Raw genomic sequence first — 22,730 nt, 5'->3', positions numbered from 1 at the left:
AATTAAGAGTTAATCAATTGCGTCCAATAAAATGAATGCAGCCCAGTAATAGGGGGAGGCATATCTCTTTATTTTCTTTATTTTTTGAGGAGCAGGCTCTTTGCTTTTATTCATTTTTTGTCTGATTTGCGATTCCCAGCGTTTGTTTGGAGTAATTTCAATTTCCTCTTCGTAGTCACGTACATATTTCTGTGCTTTGCGTAAGGATTCGAACTTACTTTCTCCTGCTAACAGATTTTTGTAGAATTCAGTCATCAGTAAGTGCGTGGCGTTATCGTCTACTTTCCAAAGACTCATTAATAAAGTGTTGGCTCCGGCTTTCTTGAAACCCCGCTGCAAGCCAAATACACCGTCACCTGCTATATCTCCTATGCCGGTTTGGCAAGCTGAAAGAACGGCTAGTTCTAATCCTCGTAAATCTAAAGTGGAGATCTCTTGGGCTGTAAGTATTCCATCTTCAACGTCTTTTAAATTTGCACCTTTTTTAAGAGCAATATTGGCTCCGGACATCAATAATCCACTTCGTTTTAAAGAGGAACTCTCTTTAGACATTCCTTTGTTTATTGAGGTATGAGGGGATTCTGAAGACCTCTTTTGGTTCACGTAGAATCCATGCGTTGCTATATGTAATATGTCTATTTGTTTTCCTGATAATGACTTGAATGATTCTTCAGTACCTTGCAGTTCAGAATAAAGTTCCGATTGGATATTGATTTGTTGCATTGAAGCATGAATGTTTTTTATCTCTGTCAGAGTAGCTGGTAAGTAGGAGACACCTCCTCTTAAAGTAAGGGAATCAATTACAATTGTGTCCAAATTTGGAGAATAACTTCTTGTTGCATATTTCAAATGTTCTTTTATAAGTGACACAGAATCTGCATCATATTGGAGACCACCGTATAATATCGCTTTTTTTGTGTTATTTCTATTTTTATTTTGTGCCAATAATCTGGTAGACGAGAGGCGGTACAAATTATATTTTTCTTGTAGAGGGATGCTGTCTGCCATGGTGTACTCTATGCCAATGTTATGTAGTATGCCGTCAGGCGTGAAATATATATTAGGGAGATTTCCTGAATAAGTCAGTATGGGTTTCCATAATAAGTTGTAGAGAGTGGAGGTTGAATAAATATCAGTTATTTCTTCTATGCTTTTTTGTTCACACAGTGGAATAAATTGTGGCATCCCTTTGCTTTTTAGAGTGATAGCAGCATACATGATACTGTCTTTTCCTATAGGAAAACAAGTAAACTCTACGGCTAAATCTTGCGGCTTTAATTCTTTCTGAATATCTTGCCATGAGCACTCCAGGCTTTTTGTGAAATCTCCTAATATAGCAGCTCTTTGCATAATTTCAGTGTTGAATCTGTCAGCAATTTTTTTAGCTTGTTCTTTTGAAATTTTTCGGTTCCCTTCTTGAATATATGAATCTCCTCTGTCCAACTCCTGTTCAATAGATAACATTCTTTCGTATTTTTTTATCAAGAGGCTGTCTCCTTCATGTTTTATAAGGTTAATGGCACTGATTGAAGAATTCAATAGAATGTTTTTTCGGAAGAGGAGGTTATTGTAGACTTCTCCGGGCGAAATACCTTGATGGTATCTGTATAATAGGTATTCTCCTAATGTATATGGAATTTGCTTATAATCCTCCCAAATACGTTCTCTATCTGCTTCTGTGGCATTACGAAAATTTTCTTTGAGTCGGTTTGTTATAGCGTTTGTTCCTTGACGGAAATAAGCAAGTAGCCTGTCTTCTTTATTCTGTTTCATATAATTGTCGAATAGGGACTTAAATACGTTTCCGATATATTCGTTATGGATATCTGCTGAGATAGCTTTTTCCCAATATTGTTGCTCCGTGGCCAACTCTCCTTTGTCGCGATATAGTTCTGCCAGACGGCATAATGACCAGAAGTGTAAATTTCTTAACTCCCCTATTTGTGAACTCTTGGCTACATTATTTTTTAATTGTTTTATGTAGTTCTCTTCACCTTCCAGCTCGGCAATATCAGTTAGGGTTTCAATATAGCGCTCATTATTGGTATGATTTGGGGATAGTTCTCTTTTTAGTTCTTCAAGGTGTTTCTTGTGATATAGAATAGCATTTGTGGTGTCTTTCATAATGCTATAATGCATTGCAATATCAGAGTAATCATAGTATACATCGTTTTTATTATGTTCCAATATAGCCAATAACGAATCATTGAGTGCTCTGCATTTCTGTATGTCACGTTCTTCAGAGAATGCATATTGTAGAAACATTTTATTGATTTTATACGACTTTGTCCGTATATACATAGGATGCTTTTTCCCTTTGATGGAAACAATGAAGTCCATTTTTTTATCCAAACATGCAAGAGCGTCTGAACTATTCCCTAAATAGTCAAATAACTCATAGCATTTATCCCATGTATTGCATATCATATCAAATTCCACTTGAATTTGATTTGCCATGAGTTTGTCTTTACTACGTATTAGAAAATCGGACATAACTTGAACAGAATGTAAACTATGTTGTAGAGATAGCTCTGGTTCTATGGATACTTTTTTATACAGCTGACTAAAAGAATGTAATAATCCTCCATATGTATACCCATCTAATGTATCGGTTATCATTGTCATCGCTTTATTTAAGTACCGATGTGCATTTTCCGAATCATATAAGTATACGTATCTGTCACCTATTCGCCTATAGTTGTCCGATACCATGTTCTTATCGGGTATTTCTGTATGGTTCATTATAGAATCTATCTTAATTTTCAGGAAATCTATTGATTTTCGAAAATCTCGCCTAGTGTCATAGATGTTTATGATATTGTCTATATCACTTAGTTTGTCTTGAAAAAAGTAGTATGGATTTCCACCGTCATTGGTTTGGATAGCTTCTTCTCTCAATTTTAAAGATAAGTCCTCATATTTCCGGGATTGTATAGAATCATTGATTCTTTGATAGCAGTTAGATAGTAAATCTAACATTTGGGCATATGCAGAGATAGATGGCTCAACTGTTTTATCTGCCATAATATCTTTTATGCTAAGATAATCGGCTATTGCTTTATCATATTCTTGATTTAAATATTCAGTAAAGGCTTTGCTCTTTATGTATGATAAACATTGTTTGCTCTGTTTCTCTGGACAACAATTTATAAGCTGCTGATAAATAGAAATAGCTTTGTCGTATTTTCCAATGTTGTATGCTTTATAAGCCTCTGCCATACTCTCCATTAACAGATGATTCTCACAAAAGCTGAAGCTGTTTGTTTGAGTGATTTTTTTTGCAGTTTGCAGGAAGTATTCTTCGTCATTTAAGATACTGAATAAAGGATAAGAGCTGGCAAATATCTCTATCAGTTGCTTGGTTTGATATTTATTTGTGGAGAGTGAATCAATGAGTCTGGAGTTGAAGGCTTTATGTAACCAGTGTTTGGCTTTGTCAAAACTACGCTCTTCTTCCATTCTCATATAATAGTTTCCGAGTTTTAAATAAATCGTCGCTGTTTCCACAGAGTATTCCCCATAGTTCTCTAAAGCGATGTCTAATGCTCTTTGATATAGCGCTAACCCTTTTTTTCTGACTTCATAAGGTTGCGGAATAAGTATATTACCCGCATATAATGTTGCCAAAGAAGTTGCTATGATATATTCGTTTGCATTTCCCTTACGGTTAAGTCCCGAAATTTTCTTCAACGCTTCTTCACCGAATTCTATAGCACCGTTAATGTCGTTGGTATTGGTAAGCAAATTTATGCCTGCCTGAATAATGAGCCCGTAAATACTGTCATTTGCGCTACTAAAAGGAGCATTCATTGAGGGTTCGGCAAATAATGCTGCGGCATCGTTAATTTCAATGATGTCTTTGATATCATCGAAATTTATTTTGTTTCTTACAGCTAAGACGAAGGGTATGATGTTGTTGGCAATTTTCTTCCCCCATTCAGGATTTTTTAAATAGATGGGGACGATTTCTTTAATGCAGGTAGTGGCTTCTTTAATATTTTCCGTTATGCAAAATAACGGTAATAAATTAGTTAAGGTATTGCCATAGAATGGATGGTTTTCTCCTATGCATTCTTTTTCACTTTTTCCACACTCTTTTATTGCAGAAATTCCTGCTTCTAAATTGCCTTCTGACAAGAACTTCTCTCCGATGGCTGAAAGGGAATCCGATAGAACGGTCAAGCGTCTGTCTACAGGAATAATAGTGTAATATTGGTAATGTTTTTGGGCTGTTTGTATTTCTCCCAGCTTATAGTAACAACTCCCCAGCCACATTGCCGAATACTCCCTGCGGTTACTCGTCGAATCAAGTTCTGCTTTGTCTATTTTATCGCTTTCAGTAAATAGGGGAATGGCAGCTTTATAATCCTTTTGGTTATAAAGCTCCACCCCTTTGGCAAAGAGAGAATCTGATTTGAGCAGTGCCTGTTTATTTTGTGAATGACTATATATGCATATAAATAAACTTAGGGTAAAGAAAATTCGTCTCATACGCCGATTGATTATTGTATTTTGTCTTGATGGCATTTTCGCATGACGAGATAACGAAAGTTTTAGTATCTCGTTTCTGCTTCAAACCCCAACTTATCTATTACATCCTGGGTAATGATGTCTGCCGGTGCTTTCAGTGTTGTAATAACCCATTGCTTGGTCAGCTCATTCCATTGTTGGCTGGATACTACCTGCCAGCTGCGCGTCAATATGTCTTCCGAAGGTTCCATTGCTTTTCTTTGTTTCCGGTCTCTTTTCCAGTTCTTGCGATATTGTTCTGTTATGTCACAAGTCTCTTTCAATTCTATGGATAGCTTGTATTCTCCGGTACCGAAGCTGATGCGGTATTCATCGTTTTCATCGCGGAAGCCCATATAAGAACGAGGGACAATGAAGCTTTCGCCTCTGATTTTGTATTTGGGAGTTTCGTTCTCTTCCCGTACATAACGAAAGAATCCATTCTTGTCAAGTTGGCTCGAATCGACAGGTATTTCCAATGAAAACTCCCCTAATTCCTGGTCCTTTTGTAATTGTACAATCTCGTTCATCCAAGATGAGGTAAGCTTCATGGTCATAGAGAGACAGAAGTTTTTCCTTTCTTCAAATGAAAAAGGAATGTCTAAGACGGAGTTAGGCAAATTGGAACGGGTTGGACAGATAATCAGTGTGTCGAGTGCCAGCTCAAATTTGGAGTGGTTTATGATACGGCTGATTTTACTTCGGTCAATGTGGCATGAGATATAAAAAACAGTATCATTACCCTCTTTCCGCAAACATCCTATTCCGTCGAATCTCATGCCTTTGGGGTCTAACGCTCCATCGAACGAAGTTTCTTTATAGAAGTCGTTCATTTCCGATACAGTGCTGATTTGGGTGGTATATACATTTTCACTGCGGACGGTTTCCTCCCATTCCTCTTTTAGGCGCGAGTTTCGTGTCAACAAGGAGCCTATGGCATTTACTCCCAAATCAATGAAGGACGTCACGTAACCAGATGCAATACCTTTAGCCGATTCTTTGCTGGCATTGAATAAATCTCCCACATAACTGCGGGTAGAGTTTCTTTCTTCACATAAACTTTGAATTTCATCTGCTAAGTCGTCACTGCTGTAAATGAATGTTTCATACTTTACTGATTGTGCCAATGCTGTTATGGAACTTAGCAAGAATATTAAAAGAAATGATGGCTTTTTCATCTATTAAAGAGTTATGTTATTATTATTTGCGTATGCACTATCACTGTCATGTATTTTACAAATTTATAGGAATGTGACGGACTTTGCAAAAGTGTTTAGAATGTAAATGTACTATTGGCGATGTATCTGTGGTTATGCGGTTTTAAAATGGGATTAAGTGTGACAAATATTCTTCTTTAATATAGAAATATGCCTTTTTTATTTTTCACTTTACTTTTATCATTACCTTTGAAGGCTGATTTTAATTCGTTAAAGCAGGCTTGTCTTTACGTTGTATCATGGTTGCCGTTTCGTTAAACAATAGTCTAACGAAGAGACGACTCTGGTGCAACGAAGAAAAATTACTGAAAGGATAACTTATTAAAGTTGATTCAAAGATTATAATTGTCTAATCAATACATTAATGTCTTATGAGCGCTTATTATGATTTATACCAGAGTCCTCCGGACGAAAATGGTGAAGCCTCTTTGCTTCATGCACGTATCCTTCCCAAAGGGACCATCCCTGCCGACAAATTCCGTGAACTGGTTCACAAAGCTACAGGTTTCAGTCCAGCCATCCTTGACGGCACTTTACAGGCTATAACGGACGAACTGTACAGCTGGCTGGCAGATGGATGGATTGTGGAGGTGGGCGAACTGGGATTCTTCTCCTTGTCCTTGAAGTGTGACAAGACTGTGACAGATAAAAAGGATATCCGCTCTCCGTCCGTGCATTTCCGGAATGTGAATTTGCGTATCGGTAGTAAATTCCGCAAACGCTTTCAGACGATGGGGTTGGAACGGAAAGCGTCTCCTTACGTCTCCCACTCTAAATTGACTCAGGAGGAACGAAAGCAAAAACTACTGCAACATTTGGATAAGTATGGTTGTATCACCCGTGCGGATTATGAACAACAGACAGGAAGGGCGAAGCATCAGGCTGTGGCGGATTTGAATCTATTTCTTGAAGAAGGGATCATCCGTAAATATGGTAGTGGAAAGACAGTGGTATATCTCAAGCCTTGATTAATCTTAGTATATACTGCCGGAGCACTGATGATAATGAAAAAGAAACTTTTTAAATTGCCGATTTGTTCTTAACTTTGTCAAACAAAAAGCAATTAAAAAGAGAAAAGATGAATGTAAGAGGAACATCTATGTGCTTGCTATGTGCCGGAGCACTGTTTGTGGCTTGTGGTAGCAAGAGTGGAAAGACTGCGGAAGTTGCTGGACAAGCCGATACGGTACATGTCGTTGGTGGTGATAAGGATAAGCATGGTTGCATTGCATCTGCCGGATATACCTGGAGTGAGGTTCAGAAAGACTGTATCCGTCTGTGGGAAAAAGGAGTCCGTATGAACGCTGTGGATGATGCGGAGAAGATGTTGTTTCTGGTGCTCAGTCCCGATTCTACCCAAGTGGAACTGTTCTTTTCGGAAGAAGAAATGCCGAATGAGATTCTGGAGCGCCGTGGCCTTCCTGCGGGGGGATATGTTTGGAATGTGGAAGATGATGATACAAAGAATGTGCGTTTGGAAGATGGAAGATGGACGGTCAGCCAGCGCGGTCGGCTTATTTACCGGCAGGCAGAAGAGGCTGCGGGGAACTAATATGTAGAGAAATGGAGGATTTGAAGATATTGACAGAGTCTGTCTGCTGCATAGCCCGTGAAGCCGGATATTTCTTGAAAGAAGAGCGGAAAAACTTCAGCCGGGAAGCGGTACAGAAGAAACAAGCCCATGATTATGTCTCTTATGTAGACAAGGAGTCGGAGAAGCGGGTGGTGGCTGCGCTTCGGGAACTTCTTCCCGAGGCTGGATTTATAGCCGAGGAAGGTTCTGCTGTCTATCACGATGAACCCTACTGTTGGGTAGTGGACCCGTTGGATGGGACAACGAATTATATTCATGATAATGCTCCCTATTGTGTCAGCATCGCTTTGCGCGACAAGGATTCTTTGTTGCTGGGAGTTGTTTATGACCCTTGCCGGGATGAATGTTTTTATGCCTGGCAGGGAGGTGGCGCTTATGTGAATGGAGAACGGATGGAGGTCTCGTCTGTCCAGCAGGTGGAGGATGCCTTTGTAGTGACGGAACTCCCTTATAATTCCGACCGGTATGCACGTACCGGTGAGCATTTGATTCATGAACTTTACGGGCGTGTGGCAGGCATCCGCATGACCGGTTCCGCTGCGCTTGCCATCTGCTATGTGGCTGCCGGACGTTTTGATGCCTGGCTTGAGGCGTTTATCGGCAAATGGGACTTTTCTGCGGCGGCGCTGATGGTGCTGGAGGCTGGTGGAAGAATCACTGACTTTTGCGGTAGTGACGCCTTTTTGGACGGACATCATATCATTGCCACTAACGGACTGCTGCATCCGTTGTTCTTGAAGCTGGCAGGTGAGGTCTTGCCATTATAGCAAACAAGGCGATGGAGTGTATTGCTCTGTTGCCGTTTTTTTAATACTATACGATGAAAAACATAGTTAAAACCTGGTTCTTTTCTTTTGTCCATCTCTTTTTTCCGCGTCAGTGTGCCGTGTGTGGTGCTATCTTGCAAGAGGGTGAAGAGGGCATCTGCATGAAGTGCAATATGGATATGCCCCGGACAAACTATCATCTTCGTAAGGACAATCCGGTGGAACGTATGTTTTGGGGGAAGATACCTCTGGAACATGCCACATCTTGTTTCTTTTACCATAAAGGGAGTGATTTCCGCCGCATTCTCCATCAGTTGAAATATGGAGGGAGGAAAGACCTTGGCGAAGTGATGGGGCGGTTTATGGCGGCGGAGTTGTCGGCTACCGGTTTCTTCAGTGATGTGGATGTCATAGTCCCCGTTCCTCTGCATCCGCGTAAGCAGAAAATGCGTGGGTACAATCAGAGCGAATGTATAGCCCGCGGTGTTTCCGCTGTCACCGGTATTCCCGTAGATACTGCTTCCGTTGCCCGTATGAGGCATACGGAAACGCAGACCCGTAAATCCTCTTATGAACGGTGGGAGAATGTGGACGGTATCTTCTGTCTGCGTCGTGCTGACGCTTTTGCAAGGAAGCATGTACTGATTATAGATGACGTATTGACTACCGGTGCCACCACTACGGCTTGTGCCGATGCGCTCAAGGAAGTGGAGGGTGTGCGCATCAGTGTATTGACACTGGCGGTAGCGGCCTCATAAGTCAGAAACGATAACGGCCGCCTGCTACGATTGTTCCGGTATATCCTACTCCGAATTCTGTGAAGAAGGCAAACCGGCTTCCGTATTCGATGCCTAGAAAACTGAATTGATAAGCGAATTTTGTCTTGTGAAAGACTTCTCCTCCAAAACTGTTCCGGAGGAAATAGGCACCGAGCCCTGCTGAGGTATACAGAGAGAATTTGGGGCGGGTAAACCAGTGCCACCGGAAGGTGGGAAGAATATACAGATACCTTCGGTTGTCTTTGGTGTTTTCATCCAAAGCTTCGTAAAGGCTGCTGGCTGTCCCTTTGTTGCCGGTTATTCCTCCGGTTACTCCCAGGCTGATTTTGCGGTTGAATCTATAAATGTAGCTGATGCTCAGGGCACCGTAGTAGTTTGTCTTTTCGCGTGTATAAACTCCGAAACTCAGTACCGGAGCGAAGCACTCCTCGGCCATGCTGTTGGCATCGGTAATGGGCAGGAAACCATAGCTGACGGAAAATTCATGGTGCCGGAACTTTTCTTGGGGCAGAACGGGTATGTCTTGTGCTTTGCAAAATGTACATACAGTCAATCCGATGATTAAAAAGAGTAGGGCTGTTCTCATTATAGTCGTATTTTTGAATTAAATTTCATGGCTCTGCAAATAAAGACAGAAGGTCGGGATAAATTCCCTATAAATATTCCACAAATATATGTTAATTTCATGAAAGATGAAAGATTTCCGTTTGTTCGTTAAGTGCGGCTGATGGAGAAAACAAAAAAGGTTCGCCTAATTGACGAACCTTTTCGCTCTTCCTCTTGGACTTGAACCAAGGACCCTCTGATTAACAGTCAGATGCTCTAACCGACTGAGCTAAGGAAGAATATGCATTCAAGTTTTTTCGCTCTTCCTCTTGGACTTGAACCAAGGACCCTCTGATTAACAGTCAGATGCTCTAACCGACTGAGCTAAGGAAGAATATGCATTCAAGTTTTTTCGCTCTTCCTCTTGGACTTGAACCAAGGACCCTCTGATTAACAGTCAGATGCTCTAACCGACTGAGCTAAGGAAGAATATGCATTCAAGTTTTTTCGCTCTTCCTCTTGGACTTGAACCAAGGACCCTCTGATTAACAGTCAGATGCTCTAACCGACTGAGCTAAGGAAGAATGTTGTTTTTTCTCAAATGCGCTGCAAAAGTAATAGGATATTTTGAAATATGCAATATCTTTGCAAAAAAAATATCGAAGATGGATAAAATAATTGGGTTGGGCAATGCTTTGGTCGATGCGCTGGCAATCATTGAAGATGATAATATTTTGACGGAGATGCAGCTTCCGAAAGGAAGCATGACGCTGATTGATGAAGATAAGTTCTTGAAAATTAGTGAGTATTTCAGCCGGATGAAGACGCACCTGGCTAACGGAGGTTCTGCCGGAAACGCAATTCGGGCAATGGCATGCCTTGGTGCGGGTACGGGATTCATCGGAAAAGTAAGCAATGACTTTTACGGTAACTTTTTCCGGGATAGCCTGCTGGAACGTGGGACAGAGGCGAATTTATTGCTTTCCACTACCCTTCCGTCCGGTGTAGCCTCTACTTTCATTTCTCCTGATGGGGAGCGTACTTTCGGCACTTATTTGGGGGCGGCTTCTACATTGAAGGCGGAAGATCTTTCGCTGGATATGTTCAAAGGATATGCTTACCTATTTATAGAGGGGTATCTGGTGCAAGACCATGATATGATTCTCCGTGCCATTGAGCTGGCTAAAGAGGCCGGCTTACAAGTATGTTTGGACATGGCGAGCTACAATATAGTAGAAGGAGACCTTGAATTTTTCTCTCTGTTGGTCAACAAATATGTGGATATTGTTTTTGCCAATGAGGAAGAGGCAAAGGCCTTTACGGGTAAGGAACCGGAGGAAGCATTGGACATCATTGCCAAAATGTGTAGCATAGCCATTGTAAAGGTGGGTGCCCGTGGTTCTCTGATTCGCAAAGGTACAGAGATGGTGCAGGTACAAGCGGCTCCGGTAGAGAAAGTGGTGGACACTACAGGAGCTGGCGACTATTTTGCGGCAGGTTTCTTGTATGGACTGACGTGTGGCTACTCGCTGGAGAAATGTGGCAAGATAGGCTCCCTTCTCTCCAAAGATGTGATACAAGTGGTGGGTACAGAGCTTCAGGCTGCACAATGGGAAAAAATCAAGGAAGAAATTTTATTAATTAATTAATGTGCTGATGTGCCAATGTGCTAATTGGCTGCGCAATATTTGTTTCGCTATTACGCTGCAGGTTATTAGCACATTGGCACATTGGCATATTAGCACATTATCATAATTATGAGAAGAATTTTAAAGATACGCTGGATGGTTACCTTGCTGATTGTAGCGGGAGCCGTTTGTTTTTGGGGGTTTAAGAGTGGTGATAGCCGCAGTTTCCAAATAGCAAAGAATCTGGATATATTCAATTCCATTGTGAAAGAGTTGGATATGTTTTACGTGGATACGATTGATCCGAACAAGACTATCCGTGATGGCATTGATGCCATGCTCTACTCGCTGGATCCCTACACGGAGTATTATCCGGAAGATGACCAAAGCGAATTGGAGCAGATGCTGAAGAATTCCTATGGTGGTATAGGTTCTGTGATTACTTGGAATCCGAAACTGAAACGTTCCATGATATCTGAGCCATACGAGAATATGCCTGCTGCCGATGTAGGCCTGAAAGCCGGAGATATTTTGATGGAAATTGACGGAAAAGACCTTGCCGGAAAGAACAACCAGGAAGTCAGCGAGATGCTTCGCGGACAAGTGGGTACCAGCTTCAAGCTGAAAGTGCAGCGTCCCGGTACAGAGAAACCGTTGGATTTCGACATTGTGCGCCGTTCCATCCAATTGCCGTTCATACCTTATTATACGGTGCTGGATAATAATATAGGTTATATCAATCTCAGCACCTTCTCGGGGAATCCTTCCAAGGAGTTCAAGCAGGCTTTTCTGGACTTGAAGAAGCGGGGGATGACTTCGTTGGTGATTGACCTGCGGAACAATGGGGGGGGCTTGCTGGATGAGTCTATAGAGATAGCCAACTTCTTTCTGCCTCGCGGAAAAACACTTGTGACGACAAAGGGTAAGATTAAGCAAGCCAGCAATACCTACAAGACATTGCGTGAACCGTTGGATCTGGAAATTCCTTTGGCTGTTCTGGTCAATGGCGGAACGGCTTCTTCGTCAGAAATCCTTGCGGGCTCTTTGCAGGACCTTGACCGTGCGGTCATTATCGGTAACCGTACTTTCGGTAAGGGATTGGTGCAGACCACCCGTCCGTTGCCATACGGTGGTACCATGAAGCTGACGACTTCCAAATATTATATTCCCAGCGGCCGTTGTGTGCAGGCTATCGACTACAAGCACCGGAATGAGGACGGCAGTGTGGGACGTATTCCGGACAGCCTTACTACCGTGTTCCATACGGCTGCCGGACGTGAAGTGCGGGATGGTGGAGGCGTGACTCCGGACATTGCGGTGAAGCAGGAGAAGCTGCCCAACATTCTGTTCTATCTTGTCAATGACAATCTTATTTTCAATTATGCCACGGACTATTGCCTGAAACATCCTACCATCCCTTCAGCAGAGAAGTTTGAAATTACAGATGCCGATTATGCGGACTTCAAGGCGATGGTGAAAAAGGCGGACTTCAAATACGACCAGCAGACAGAGAAGATGCTGAAGAACCTGAAGGAGATGGCCGAATTTGAGGGCTATCTGACTGATGCTTCGAAAGAGTTTGAAGCGCTGGAGAAAAAATTGTCGCATAATCTGGACCGTGACCTTGACCATTTCTCCAAGGACATCAAGAGCATGATTGCGGTAGAAATCATCAAACGTTATTATTTCCAGCGTGGAAGCATTATCCAGCAGTTGAAAGATGATGATGATTTGAAAGAGGCTGTAAAGATACTCACTGCTCCGGAAAAATATAAGGAAATGTTGAGTGCTCCGGCAGTGACGTCAATGTCTCTGCAACAAAGAAAGGAGACAGCCCCGGTTTTTCTGAGTACCGCTACGAGAGCAAATGAACATGTTTATGATGAAATAGTATAAGGACACTCTTAAGAGGATTCTTTTATTTGCTCCTTAATTTATACCGGATAGTCTCTGTATAAGCCTTTTATACACGACTATCCGGTTAAGTTGTTTGTAGGGTATTAACTTGTTTTATATTTTTGCAGGTGATAATGAAAATATTGACAAGGTTATGAAACAATTGAATTCTCTGAGAGTATGGCTGTTTGTGGTATTGTTGCTTTGCTTCTCTCTTTCCGGACAAGCCCAGTTCCTGCGCACTTCCTACTTTATGGAAGGAAGTAACCAGCGTATGCAGCTCAATCCGGCCTTGATGCCGGGACGCGGTTATCTGAATATTCCCGTGATAGGTTCGTTGAATGCTACCGTCAACTCCAGTTCCCTGGGGTATAGGGATATTATGGACATTATTGAGAACAGTGATGATAGCGACTATTTCATGAGCAATGACTTTATGAACCGACTGGATGCTACCAATAACTTGAATGTGAATTTGAGTACCGACATTCTGTCTGCCGGGTGGTATAAAGGAAAGAACTTCTGGTCAGTCAATGTGGGGTTGCGTAATGATATCGGTGCCGCCATACCGAAAACCATGTTCCAGTTTATGAATAACATGAGCAGCCGGGAGTTTGGTGACAATATTTCTGACTATTTGGGTATTAACGAAACCATTAATGGACAGAAGCTTGAGATAAATTCCTATGCGGAAGTCGGCCTTGGCTTTGCAAGGAATATCACAGACCGACTGGCTGTAGGTGGTAAGGTGAAGATGCTGTTGGGTATTGGTAACTTAAAGCTGAACATCAACCAGATTCATGTGGAAACTCCTTCTGTCGGTTCTTCAGGAATGACGAGTAAAGCTTCCATTCAAGTGGATGCAACTTTGGAGAACTCGTCAAAGCTGTTGGAGCTTCCCGAGAATGAGAGTGGCGATTATATCGATGAAATCGATTTTGGCAGTTTCGGTTTTGCCGGATATGGTGGGGCTATTGATTTGGGAGTATCTTACAAGTTACTGGATAAATTGACACTTTCTGCTTCAGTTCTTGATTTGGGTTTTATCAAATGGTCTAAATCGAATACCAGTATAGCGCGAGCCAATGCAGAGCAGACTTATGATCTTCTTGACCCGGCCTCGCAGCAGGAGTTCATGAATATTGTGAACAGCGGCGAGATTCTTAACTATGACATGTTGCAGCTCAAGACGGAGGAGGCTTCTGAGAAGAGCCGTACCCGTGGATTGACTTCTACAATGGTTCTTGGCGCTGAATATGCCTTACTGAATGATTGGCTGGTAGTGGGTGCCTTGTATACCGGTCGTTTTGCCAAACCGAAAACTTTGAATGAGCTGACTTTCTCTGCCTGCATCCGTCCGACGAATGCTTTCAATGTAGCTGCCAGCTATTCCGTACTTCAAGGAGCCGGTAAAACCTTCGGTCTGGCACTGAAACTGGGTCCTTTCTTTGCGGGAACAGACTATATGTTCTTTGGCAAGAATACGAAGAATGTCAATGCTTACTTGGGGGTTTCTATTCCTTTGGGAAAACAGAAAACGGCTGAAAATTAATAAAGTGAGTTATCAGTTGTCGCGGGTTATCTTTCTATAAAAGAGGATAATCTGCGATTTTGTTTTTACGAAAACGCAAAAAGCTTTATCTTTGCTGGTAAATACCTATAAACAGTACTCATGAGAATTGCAATAACGTTTCTCTTGTTTTTGGTTTTCAGTAGTTTGCTGCAAGCTTCACCCATACCTTTTTCTCCTATAGTGAGGAACTATTCGGTGTCGGATTATAATGCCGGTATTCAGAATTGGGCCATTGCTCAAGACGAAAGAGGAGTGATGTATTTCGGTAATAACAGTGGGCTGTTGGAATTTGATGGAAGTGCTTGGCGGCTGTATGAATTACCGACAAAAGGAATTGTGCGTGCTATATATATCAGTGAAGATGGAAGAATTTATGTAGGCTCTTACGAAGAATTCGGTTATTTTGTCCGTACTCCTTATGACACTCTTGAATATCATTCATTGAAAAATAAGGTGAAAGATTTTGCGTTTCATAATGACGAAATCTGGGATATTGCTTGCGTTCAAGGAGAAATTGTATTTCAATCATTCGGTTCTCTCTTTTTTTATAATGGAAATTCGGTAGAAGGTATTCGAATGAAGAACCTTCCACTGAATTTGTTCCAGGTTGGAAATACTTTTTATTCTCAAAGAATAAACGGTGGACTTTATGTCTTTGCCGGTAGGGAAATGGAAGAACTTATTCCCAGAAAGGTATTTGGAAATAGCGATGTCTTGGCTGGGCTTCCTTATGATGATGCCGTTTTAATGCTTACCCGTAATCAGGGAGGTTTTCTCCTCTATCGAGATGGGAGGGTAGAAAAATGGGAAACCGAATGTGATGATATATTCAAGAAGCATACCATTAATCGTGCGGTGATGACCAAAGACAGTTGCTACGTTGTTGGCACAATATCCGATGGCATATATGCGTTGGATAAAAAGGGAAAGCTGATTTGGAAGGTCAATACGGATAATAAACTACAGAACAATACTGTTTTGAGATTGTATTGTGATGATGACAACAATATATGGACAGCTTTGGATGAAGGTATTGCCTATATACACAACAATTCTTTAATCTATTATTATGAACCTCCATTTCGTAAAATAGGCATGGTATATGATGTTCTGGTAAGGGAAAATGAAGCTTATATTGCTTCTAATCAGGGACTTTATTGGCTTAAGGATGGAAAGACTGAATTAGTTCCGGGTTTGGAAGAACAAGCGTGGTTCGTCGATGAATGGGGAAAACAGATTTTTTGCGGGCATAACAAAGGAACTTTCCTTATATCGGGGTTGAAGTCAAAGTTGGTATCTGATGTAAAGGGAGGGATGTGTATGGAAAAGATTGAATCGAAGGAAGAATCTTTTTTATTGGAAGGAACTTATGCGCTTTTAAATCTATATACGGAAGATACTTCGGGAGCATATGGTTTTATCCGGTCTCTGCGTGGATTCAGTCATATGGTCCGTCACATAGAGGTGGACCATCAAGGGAATATCTGGGCGAAACACTTAAGGAATGGTTTGTATCGTTTTCGGATTGATCCGGATATGAAGCAGGTAAAGGATGTACGGAAGTATGAGGGCCTGGGAGAAGTGAAAGGTGGGAGTTTTACTTTGTTCAAAATCAATGGTCGGGTAGTTTTTTCTAATGGGGAATATTTCTATACTTACGAAGATATGACTGATTCGATTGTTCCCTATGAAACAATGAATGAACAATTGATGGAATTGAAGGGAATCAAGACAGTGAGTCGTGCGAACGGAGATTACTATTGGTTTGTGGGTGATAGGATAGTGTATTTAGTGAAGTGTGCGATAAATACTTTCAATATCGAACTCCGGATTCCATATTCTTTGTTTGACGGTCTGACGGTGGAAGAACGGGGAAGCGTGGCTTATGACGTGAGGAATGGCTGTTCCTATCTTTGCCTGAACAATGCCATTGCCCGTATTGAGACGGACAGTTCCTCGTTATATAAATCTCGGGTCAGACGCTCTTTATGGATTTCGGGAATGCGGGTCATTGATGAATTCAGTGGTAAGCGGAAAACATTGGTCGTGCAGCCGGGAGCCAAGGTGGAGCCTGAGTTTAATACGGTGAATTTTACATTGTGTTATCCGGTTTATAGTAATTATACTTATAAGGTAAGGTATCGGTTGGAAGGATATTCTGACCAATGGGTACCGGGTGGACGCTATTTGCAGAAGAAGTATTCTCGGCTCTCCTATGGAAGTTATGTTTTTCAGGTGGAGATATATGATACCGATAGAGTTTTGGCATCGGTAGAGCTTCCTTTTGAGATTTTGCGTCCGTGGTATTTGTCTTATTGGGCTGTGGGAAGTTATATCTTGGCAGGATTGTGTCTGTTGGCTTTGTTGCAATATTTGGTCTACCGTTTCGTGAAGAAAAAGAAAGACCGTGTGATTGAACGGCAGCGCGTAGCCCATCAGGCAGAGCTTGAGCGGCAGGAGAAGAAGATTGTTGAGTTGGAAAAGGAGCAGCTTGAGGCCGATTTGCGTTTTAAAAGCAAGGAGTTGTCCGGTGTGGTAATGACAAATATTGCTCATCAGGAATTTCTGATTTCTTTGAAAGAAGAGATACAGCGGCAAAAGTTGTTAGGACAGTATAGCCGTAAAAACTTGGATAAGCTGCTCACTTTAGTTAATAGCAATATAGTGTCCGATGAAGAGAATTGGACTATGTTTCAGGCTAATTTTGACCGTATACACGAAAACTTCTTCCGTAATCTGAAACTTCAATATACAGATTTGACTTCAGGAGATTTGCGCTTTTGCGCATTGCTTCGCTTGAATATGCCGACAAAGGAGATAGCGAAGTTGCTCAACATTTCTACACGTGGGGTTGATGCTGCGAGATACCGGTTACGTAAGAAATTCAATTTGCTTCCGGAAGAAAGTTTGACTGATTTCCTTATAAATTTTAAATGACTGTTTTACAGTAAAATATTAATGGGGGAAGTACTAATATTGTACTTCCTCTTTTGTTTTTTAGTGATGGTTGTACTTTTGTTGTAGTACGGGATGTGGAGATTGTCGCATGCTTTTCTTTTATTTGCAGTAAAATAATATTTCTATCAATTAAAAGCATGAAAGACATGAAGCATTTACTTTTCAAGTTACAATTATTTTTAGTCTTGTTGGTGTTTACTGCCGTTAGTGCGTATGCACAGAAATCTCCGGTTGATATGGATCGTTTCATCGACGATTTAATGAAGAAGATGACCCTGGAAGAGAAAATAGGTCAGTTGAATCTGCCGGTTACCGGTGAGATTACGACCGGTCAGGCTAAAAGTAGTAATGTGGCCAAACGTATTCGTGCCGGTGAAGTGGGCGGGCTTTTCAATCTGAAAGGCGTGGAACGTATCCGCGATGTACAGAAGCAGGCGGTTGAAGAAAGTCGTTTGGGTATTCCTCTCTTATTTGGTATGGATGTTATTCATGGATATGAAACGGTGTTTCCCATTCCTTTGGGATTGTCGTGTACATGGGATATGAAGGCGGTTGAAGAATCGGCACGTATTGCAGCCATTGAGTCCAGTGCTGACGGTATTTGCTGGACATTCAGTCCGATGGTGGATATTTGCCGTGATGCCCGTTGGGGGCGTGTGTCCGAGGGCAACGGTGAAGACCCGTTTCTGGGAGCAGCCATTGCGCAGGCCATGGTACGTGGTTATCAGGGAAAGGATATGAGCCGTAATGATGAAATCATGGCTTGTGTAAAGCATTTTGCCTTGTATGGTGCCGGTGAGGCAGGACGTGACTATAATACAGTAGATATGAGTCATCAGCGCATGTTCAATGAATACATGTTGCCCTATCAAGCGGCGGTTGATGCCGGTGTGGGAAGTGCGATGGCCTCTTTCAATGAGGTCGATGGCATTCCCGCTACTGGAAACAAGTGGTTGATGACGGATGTATTGCGTAAGCAGTGGGGGTTTGACGGTTTTGTAGTGACAGATTATACCGGAATTACAGAAATGACCGACCATGGCATGGGCGATACGCAGACTGTTGCCGCGTTGGCGCTGAATGCTGGTGTCGATATGGATATGGTGAGCGATGCATTTGTAGGTACGCTCAAGAAGTCATTGACAGAAGGAAAAGTGACAGAAGAAGCTATTAATGCGGCTTGTCGCCGTATTTTGGAAGCTAAGTACAAGTTGGGCTTGTTCGATAATCCTTATAAATACTGTGATGTGAAGCGTGCCAAGAAGCAAATCTTTACCAAAGAGCATCGTGCCGTTGCGCGTAAGATTGCTTCGGAGAGCTTGGTGTTGCTGAAGAACGAGGGTAATGTACTTCCGCTGGCCAAAAAAGGCACTATTGCTGTGGTAGGTCCGTTGGCAGACAGCCGCAGTAATATGCCGGGTACTTGGAGTGTGGCTGCTGTATTGAAGAATGCAACTTCTTTGGCTGAAGGTTTGAAGGCGGTAGCAGGCGATAAAGCCGAAATATTGACTGCGAAAGGCTGTAATTTGATGAGTGATGCCGAATATGAGAAACGTGCCACTATGTTCGGACGTTCTTTACACCGTGACAATCGTTCGGACAAGGAGTTGCTGGACGAGGCTCTTGCCGTGGCTGCCAAATCGGATGTTATTGTGGCTGCGCTCGGTGAGTCTTCGGAAATGAGTGGAGAGAGCAGTTGCCGCACGAATCTTGAAATGACCGACACCCAACGCATGCTGTTACAAGAATTATTGAAAACGGGAAAACCTGTGGTACTGGTGCTGTTTACCGGTCGTCCGCTGGTACTGAACTGGGAGCAGGCAAACGTGCCGGCCATTCTGAATGTATGGTTTGCGGGCAGTGAGGCAGGTTTTGCCATCGGCGATGTACTGTTTGGTGATGTGAACCCGAGCGGAAAGCTGACTACGACTTTCCCGAAGAGCGTGGGACAGATTCCTTTGTTCTACAACCACAAGAACACGGGTCGCCCTCTTGCCGACGGTGCATGGTTCCAGAAATTCCGCAGCAACTATATAGACATAGACAATGAACCGCTTTATCCCTTCGGTTTCGGCTTGAGCTATACAACATTCTCTTATAGCGACGTGGCTTTGGACAAGACTAGCATGACGGATAAGGGCGAACTGACTGCTACCGTGACTGTGACCAATACCGGCAAGAGAGACGGTGCCGAAGTGGTCCAGCTTTATATTCGTGACCTTGTGGGAAGTGTAACCCGTCCGGTGAAAGAGTTGAAAGGCTTTGAAAAGATTTTCCTGAAAGCCGGCGAATCTAAAAAAGTATCTTTCAAGATTACCCCCGAATTGCTGAAGTTCTACAACTACAATCTTGATTTTGTATGCGAGCCGGGTGACTTTGAGGTGATGATTGGCAGAAGTTGCCGGGACGTAAAAAAAGCAGCGTTCAAGTTACTCTAACTGATTCCCAAGGCGGCAATATGCAGCATTCGAGCCACTGCGTTGAAATGGCATTGTTGCTGCATATTGTCTGCATTTTCACTGCAAACTATATGCAGTATTCTTGCAGTATTTGCTTGACTTGTGTAAGATAATATGATCTATTGAAAAACATGAAGAAAATATTTTTATTAATATTGTGTCTGTCCACCATGTACCCGGTTGTCAATGCTGGGCGGGTGGTTCAGAGTTTTAATGACGGCTGGTATTATGCCGCATGTGATGACAATCGGTTGCAGGAAGTGCAACGCCATGAAGAAGGTTGGCAGCAGGTACATCTGCCGCATACCTGGAATGCGGATGCCTATTCTACCCGTAACTACCGCAGGGCTTCTTCCTGGTATAAGAAAGAGTTCCGTACGGATGCCGCGCGGATGCGGGATAAACAGCTTTACCTGAAATTTGATGCTGTCAATTCTCTGGCAGATGTGTACCTCAACGGCGAGCTGCTCACTACCCACAAAGGAGGTTACTCTGCCTTTACCGTAGACATTACGGATAAAGTAAGGACCGATGCCCCGAATCTGCTGATGGTGCACGTCAATAATCAGAACGACCGGATACCTCCTTTGTCCGGCGACTTCACCATCTTTGGCGGCATCTACCGCAATGTGTGGCTCATCAGTGCTGCAAAGCAGCACATCAGCCTTACCGACTATGCCTCTACGGGCATTTATGTCGATTTGCCTTCCGTGAGTGAGGATAGGGCAGAAATCAGTGTGCGTGGGACTTTGGTGAACCGTGATGTGCGGCGTGCGGTGTTGAAGTTGGACGTCGAGGTGCTGGATACAGATGGGAAGACCGTAGCCCAATCTTTGCGCAGCGTCCGGATAGATGCCGACGGGGCGTTCGCCTTCGAGGAACGGTTACAGTTGGAAAAGCCACAGTTGTGGTCGCCCGATTCCCCTTATCTGTACAGCGTGAAAGTTTCTTTGAAAGATGTGCGTGGCAAGGTGTTGAAAGATGAGACACGTGTCCCTTTGGGGGTCCGCTGGTTCAGCGTGGATGCGCAGGAAGGCTTCAAGTTGAATGGGGAACCCCTGAAACTTATGGGAGCTTGCCGTCATCAGGACCAGATGCCGATGGGCATAGCGCTTTCGGATGAGATGCACCGCAGGGATATGCAGTTGCTGAAAGACATGGGTGTGAACTTTGTCCGTCTGGCACATTACCCACAGGACGATGCCGTGTTGCGTGCTTGCGACGAACTCGGCATGCTGGTATGGGAGGAGATTCCGGTAGTAGATTTGATAGCTTTGGGTGATGAGTTCCGCGCGAATGCCACAAGCGCCTTGCGCGAAATGATTCGCCAGCATTACAACCATCCGTCCGTCATTATGTGGGGGTATATGAACGAGGCTGTCATCCAGCTGCAGTATCGGGTGAAGAAACAACGGCTCAACGGTTTCTACGAGAATACCTTGGCGCTTGCCCGGCATCTGGAGGAAACTCTGAAGAGGGAAGACCCCTACCGTCTGAGTACGATGGCCTACCACGGCAATCAGATTTACAATAAAATCGGTCTCAGCAATATCACCGACATTTCCGGTTGGAACCTTTATCAGGGCTGGTATGAGAACGACTTCAAGTCTTTCGACCGCTTTGTGGACGAAGAGCATCGTAAATACCCGCACCGTCCGTTAATAATCAGTGAGTTCGGTGCCGGTTCCGACCCGCGCTTGCAGTCGCTCGATCCGCAGATATTCGATTTCTCCATGCAATGGCAGCAGTTGTACCTCGAATACTATCTGCCCGCTATCATGAAGCGACCGTTCATAGTGGGCGCCACGGAGTGGAACTTCATTGATTTCAGTTCTGCCAGTCGCCAGGAGGCTACGCCGCATATCAATAATAAAGGACTGATGTACAATGACCGCCGTCCTAAAGATGTGTTCTATTATTTCCAGGCATTCCTGCGCAAGGATATTCCGGTGCTGCACATTGCTGTGGATGACTGGAAGCATCGGACTGTGGTTTCGGACGGTGAAGCGGTGGAACATCCGGTGAAAGTGTATTCCAATCTGGATAAGGTGGAGTTGTCTGTCAACGGCACGAAGCTCTCCGTGCAAGGCATCGAGAATTGCCATGCAGTGTGGCAAGTGCCTCTCGTTGCGGGGCGAAACACGCTTGTGGCTTCAGGTATCTGCCATGGGAAGAAGGTGGAGCAGGTTTCGGACATTTTTGTGAAGATGCAGCCTCGCCATATCGCGGCAGTCGGCTCCGGACAGCTGGAACTTGCAGTGAACGTGGGCAGCAACTGTTTCTTTACGGATGACAAGAGTGATCTTTGCTGGCTTCCCGACCAAGCTTATACTCCTGGAAGTTGGGGCTACATAGGTGGAGAGATTTTCCGCCGTTCTCCGGGACGTATCGGAACCACTGCCGAGGTGAAAGACACCCGTAATGTTCCTTTGCTCCAGACCAAACGCAAGGACATCAAGGCCTATCGCTTCGACTTGCCCGACGGCGACTATGAAGTGGAACTTCTTTTTGCTGACCTGAACGCACGTTCCGAGCGGGTGACTTACGATTTGGGAGCTGTCGCTACCCTAGACAATGCCGATTTCCGCGGCAGTGTCTTCAATGTTTCTGTCAACAACCGACCTTGGCTGAGCCATTTCTCTCCGGCGATAGAAGTAGGCGGGAACCGTTGCATATCCAAGAAACTGCATGTTGCCGTAACCGGTGGAAACCTTACGGTGAACTTTGAGGCGGTGAAAGGGATGACGTTCTTGAATGGGATAAAGATATTCAGGATTCATTGATGTTCTATTCTTAATAATGTT

Annotated in this window: 13 protein-coding genes and 4 tRNA genes; 10 read left to right on the top strand and 7 right to left on the bottom strand. The window is 43.4% G+C overall.

Going from position 1 to position 22,730, the window contains the following annotated elements; translation table 11 throughout:
- Positions 1-9 precede the first annotated feature (9 nt).
- Positions 10-4,491 (bottom strand): CHAT domain-containing protein, encoded by a 4,482-nt coding sequence (locus DWZ03_RS20125; RefSeq protein WP_229094623.1) that lies wholly within the window; start codon positions 4,489-4,491, stop codon positions 10-12.
- A gap of 62 nt (positions 4,492-4,553) precedes the next feature.
- Positions 4,554-5,636 (bottom strand): hypothetical protein, encoded by a 1,083-nt coding sequence (locus DWZ03_RS01660; RefSeq protein ID WP_057258853.1) that lies wholly within the window; start codon positions 5,634-5,636, stop codon positions 4,554-4,556.
- A gap of 461 nt (positions 5,637-6,097) precedes the next feature.
- Here DWZ03_RS01660 and DWZ03_RS01655 point away from each other — a divergent pair, with 461 nt between their 5' ends.
- The 4 genes from DWZ03_RS01655 (at position 6,098) to DWZ03_RS01640 (ending at position 8,845) form a co-directional block, all read left to right on the top strand.
- Positions 6,098-6,694 carry a DsbA family protein gene (locus DWZ03_RS01655; protein WP_057258851.1) on the top strand — a complete coding sequence of 199 codons (597 nt, stop codon included), beginning with the start codon at positions 6,098-6,100 and terminating at the stop codon, positions 6,692-6,694.
- A gap of 110 nt (positions 6,695-6,804) precedes the next feature.
- Positions 6,805-7,278, top strand: a complete 474-nt coding sequence (locus DWZ03_RS01650; RefSeq protein WP_057258849.1) for a hypothetical protein — start codon at positions 6,805-6,807, stop codon at positions 7,276-7,278.
- Positions 7,279-7,289: 11 nt separating this feature from the next.
- On the top strand, positions 7,290-8,087 hold the full coding sequence (locus DWZ03_RS01645; protein ID WP_009037656.1) for an inositol monophosphatase family protein: 798 nt from the start codon (positions 7,290-7,292) through the stop codon (positions 8,085-8,087).
- A 53-nt stretch (positions 8,088-8,140) separates the two neighbouring features.
- Complete coding sequence (locus DWZ03_RS01640) at positions 8,141-8,845, top strand: ComF family protein (RefSeq protein WP_118931203.1); 705 nt, start codon at positions 8,141-8,143, stop codon at positions 8,843-8,845.
- A gap of 1 nt (position 8,846) precedes the next feature.
- Here the strand turns inward: DWZ03_RS01640 and DWZ03_RS01635 are convergent, their stop codons facing one another.
- From DWZ03_RS01635 to DWZ03_RS01615, 5 genes are all read right to left on the bottom strand, one after another.
- Positions 8,847-9,452 (bottom strand): outer membrane beta-barrel protein, encoded by a 606-nt coding sequence (locus tag DWZ03_RS01635; RefSeq protein ID WP_009037658.1) that lies wholly within the window; start codon positions 9,450-9,452, stop codon positions 8,847-8,849.
- Positions 9,453-9,637: 185 nt separating this feature from the next.
- A tRNA-Asn gene (locus DWZ03_RS01630) sits at positions 9,638-9,711 on the bottom strand.
- 21 nt (positions 9,712-9,732) lie between these two features.
- Positions 9,733-9,806 (bottom strand) — tRNA-Asn (locus DWZ03_RS01625).
- Positions 9,807-9,827: 21 nt separating this feature from the next.
- Positions 9,828-9,901 (bottom strand) — tRNA-Asn (locus tag DWZ03_RS01620).
- Between the two features lie 21 nt (positions 9,902-9,922).
- Positions 9,923-9,996 (bottom strand) — tRNA-Asn (locus tag DWZ03_RS01615).
- Positions 9,997-10,077: 81 nt separating this feature from the next.
- Here DWZ03_RS01615 and DWZ03_RS01610 point away from each other — a divergent pair.
- The 6 genes from DWZ03_RS01610 to DWZ03_RS01585 all read left to right on the top strand — a co-directional run bounded on the left by DWZ03_RS01610 (position 10,078) and on the right by DWZ03_RS01585 (position 22,709).
- Positions 10,078-11,061, top strand: a complete 984-nt coding sequence (locus tag DWZ03_RS01610) for an adenosine kinase (protein WP_022402172.1) — start codon at positions 10,078-10,080, stop codon at positions 11,059-11,061.
- 108 nt (positions 11,062-11,169) lie between these two features.
- Positions 11,170-12,936: a S41 family peptidase gene (locus DWZ03_RS01605; RefSeq protein WP_120128573.1), complete on the top strand. Its 1,767-nt coding sequence runs from the start codon at positions 11,170-11,172 to the stop codon at positions 12,934-12,936.
- Between the two features lie 154 nt (positions 12,937-13,090).
- Entirely contained in the window at positions 13,091-14,488 is a 1,398-nt protein-coding gene (locus tag DWZ03_RS01600) for a DUF5723 family protein (RefSeq protein WP_195657358.1), read from the top strand.
- A gap of 120 nt (positions 14,489-14,608) precedes the next feature.
- Positions 14,609-17,446 carry a triple tyrosine motif-containing protein gene (locus tag DWZ03_RS01595; RefSeq protein WP_120128567.1) on the top strand — a complete coding sequence of 946 codons (2,838 nt, stop codon included), beginning with the start codon at positions 14,609-14,611 and terminating at the stop codon, positions 17,444-17,446.
- 167 nt (positions 17,447-17,613) lie between these two features.
- Complete coding sequence (gene bglX, locus DWZ03_RS01590) at positions 17,614-19,905, top strand: beta-glucosidase BglX (protein ID WP_120128704.1); 2,292 nt, start codon at positions 17,614-17,616, stop codon at positions 19,903-19,905.
- Positions 19,906-20,057: 152 nt separating this feature from the next.
- Entirely contained in the window at positions 20,058-22,709 is a 2,652-nt protein-coding gene (locus DWZ03_RS01585; RefSeq protein ID WP_120128564.1) for a glycoside hydrolase family 2 TIM barrel-domain containing protein, read from the top strand.
- Positions 22,710-22,730 lie beyond the last annotated feature (21 nt).

The organism is Bacteroides sp. AF29-11, assembly GCF_003602895.1.
In the GTDB taxonomy this organism is placed as follows: Bacteria; Bacteroidota; Bacteroidia; order Bacteroidales; family Bacteroidaceae; genus Bacteroides; species Bacteroides uniformis.
This window is presented reverse-complemented; position numbering and strand designations above follow the sequence as displayed.

Bases quoted from the DNA above. Each gene is read 5' to 3' on its own strand.
- DWZ03_RS01645 (WP_009037656.1), top strand. From the start codon at position 7,290: ATGGAGGATTTGAAGATATTGACAGAGTCTGTCTGCTGCATAGCCCGT.
- DWZ03_RS01585 (WP_120128564.1), top strand. From the start codon at position 20,058: ATGAAGAAAATATTTTTATTAATATTGTGTCTGTCCACCATGTACCCG.
- DWZ03_RS01650 (WP_057258849.1), top strand. From the start codon at position 6,805: ATGAATGTAAGAGGAACATCTATGTGCTTGCTATGTGCCGGAGCACTG.
- DWZ03_RS01655 (WP_057258851.1), top strand. From the start codon at position 6,098: ATGAGCGCTTATTATGATTTATACCAGAGTCCTCCGGACGAAAATGGT.
- DWZ03_RS01640 (WP_118931203.1), top strand. From the start codon at position 8,141: ATGAAAAACATAGTTAAAACCTGGTTCTTTTCTTTTGTCCATCTCTTT.
- bglX (WP_120128704.1), top strand. From the start codon at position 17,614: ATGAAGCATTTACTTTTCAAGTTACAATTATTTTTAGTCTTGTTGGTG.
- DWZ03_RS01595 (WP_120128567.1), top strand. From the start codon at position 14,609: ATGAGAATTGCAATAACGTTTCTCTTGTTTTTGGTTTTCAGTAGTTTG.
- DWZ03_RS01605 (WP_120128573.1), top strand. From the start codon at position 11,170: ATGAGAAGAATTTTAAAGATACGCTGGATGGTTACCTTGCTGATTGTA.
- DWZ03_RS20125 (WP_229094623.1), bottom strand. From the start codon at position 4,491: ATGAGACGAATTTTCTTTACCCTAAGTTTATTTATATGCATATATAGT.
- DWZ03_RS01610 (WP_022402172.1), top strand. From the start codon at position 10,078: ATGGATAAAATAATTGGGTTGGGCAATGCTTTGGTCGATGCGCTGGCA.
- DWZ03_RS01635 (WP_009037658.1), bottom strand. From the start codon at position 9,452: ATGAGAACAGCCCTACTCTTTTTAATCATCGGATTGACTGTATGTACA.
- DWZ03_RS01600 (WP_195657358.1), top strand. From the start codon at position 13,091: ATGAAACAATTGAATTCTCTGAGAGTATGGCTGTTTGTGGTATTGTTG.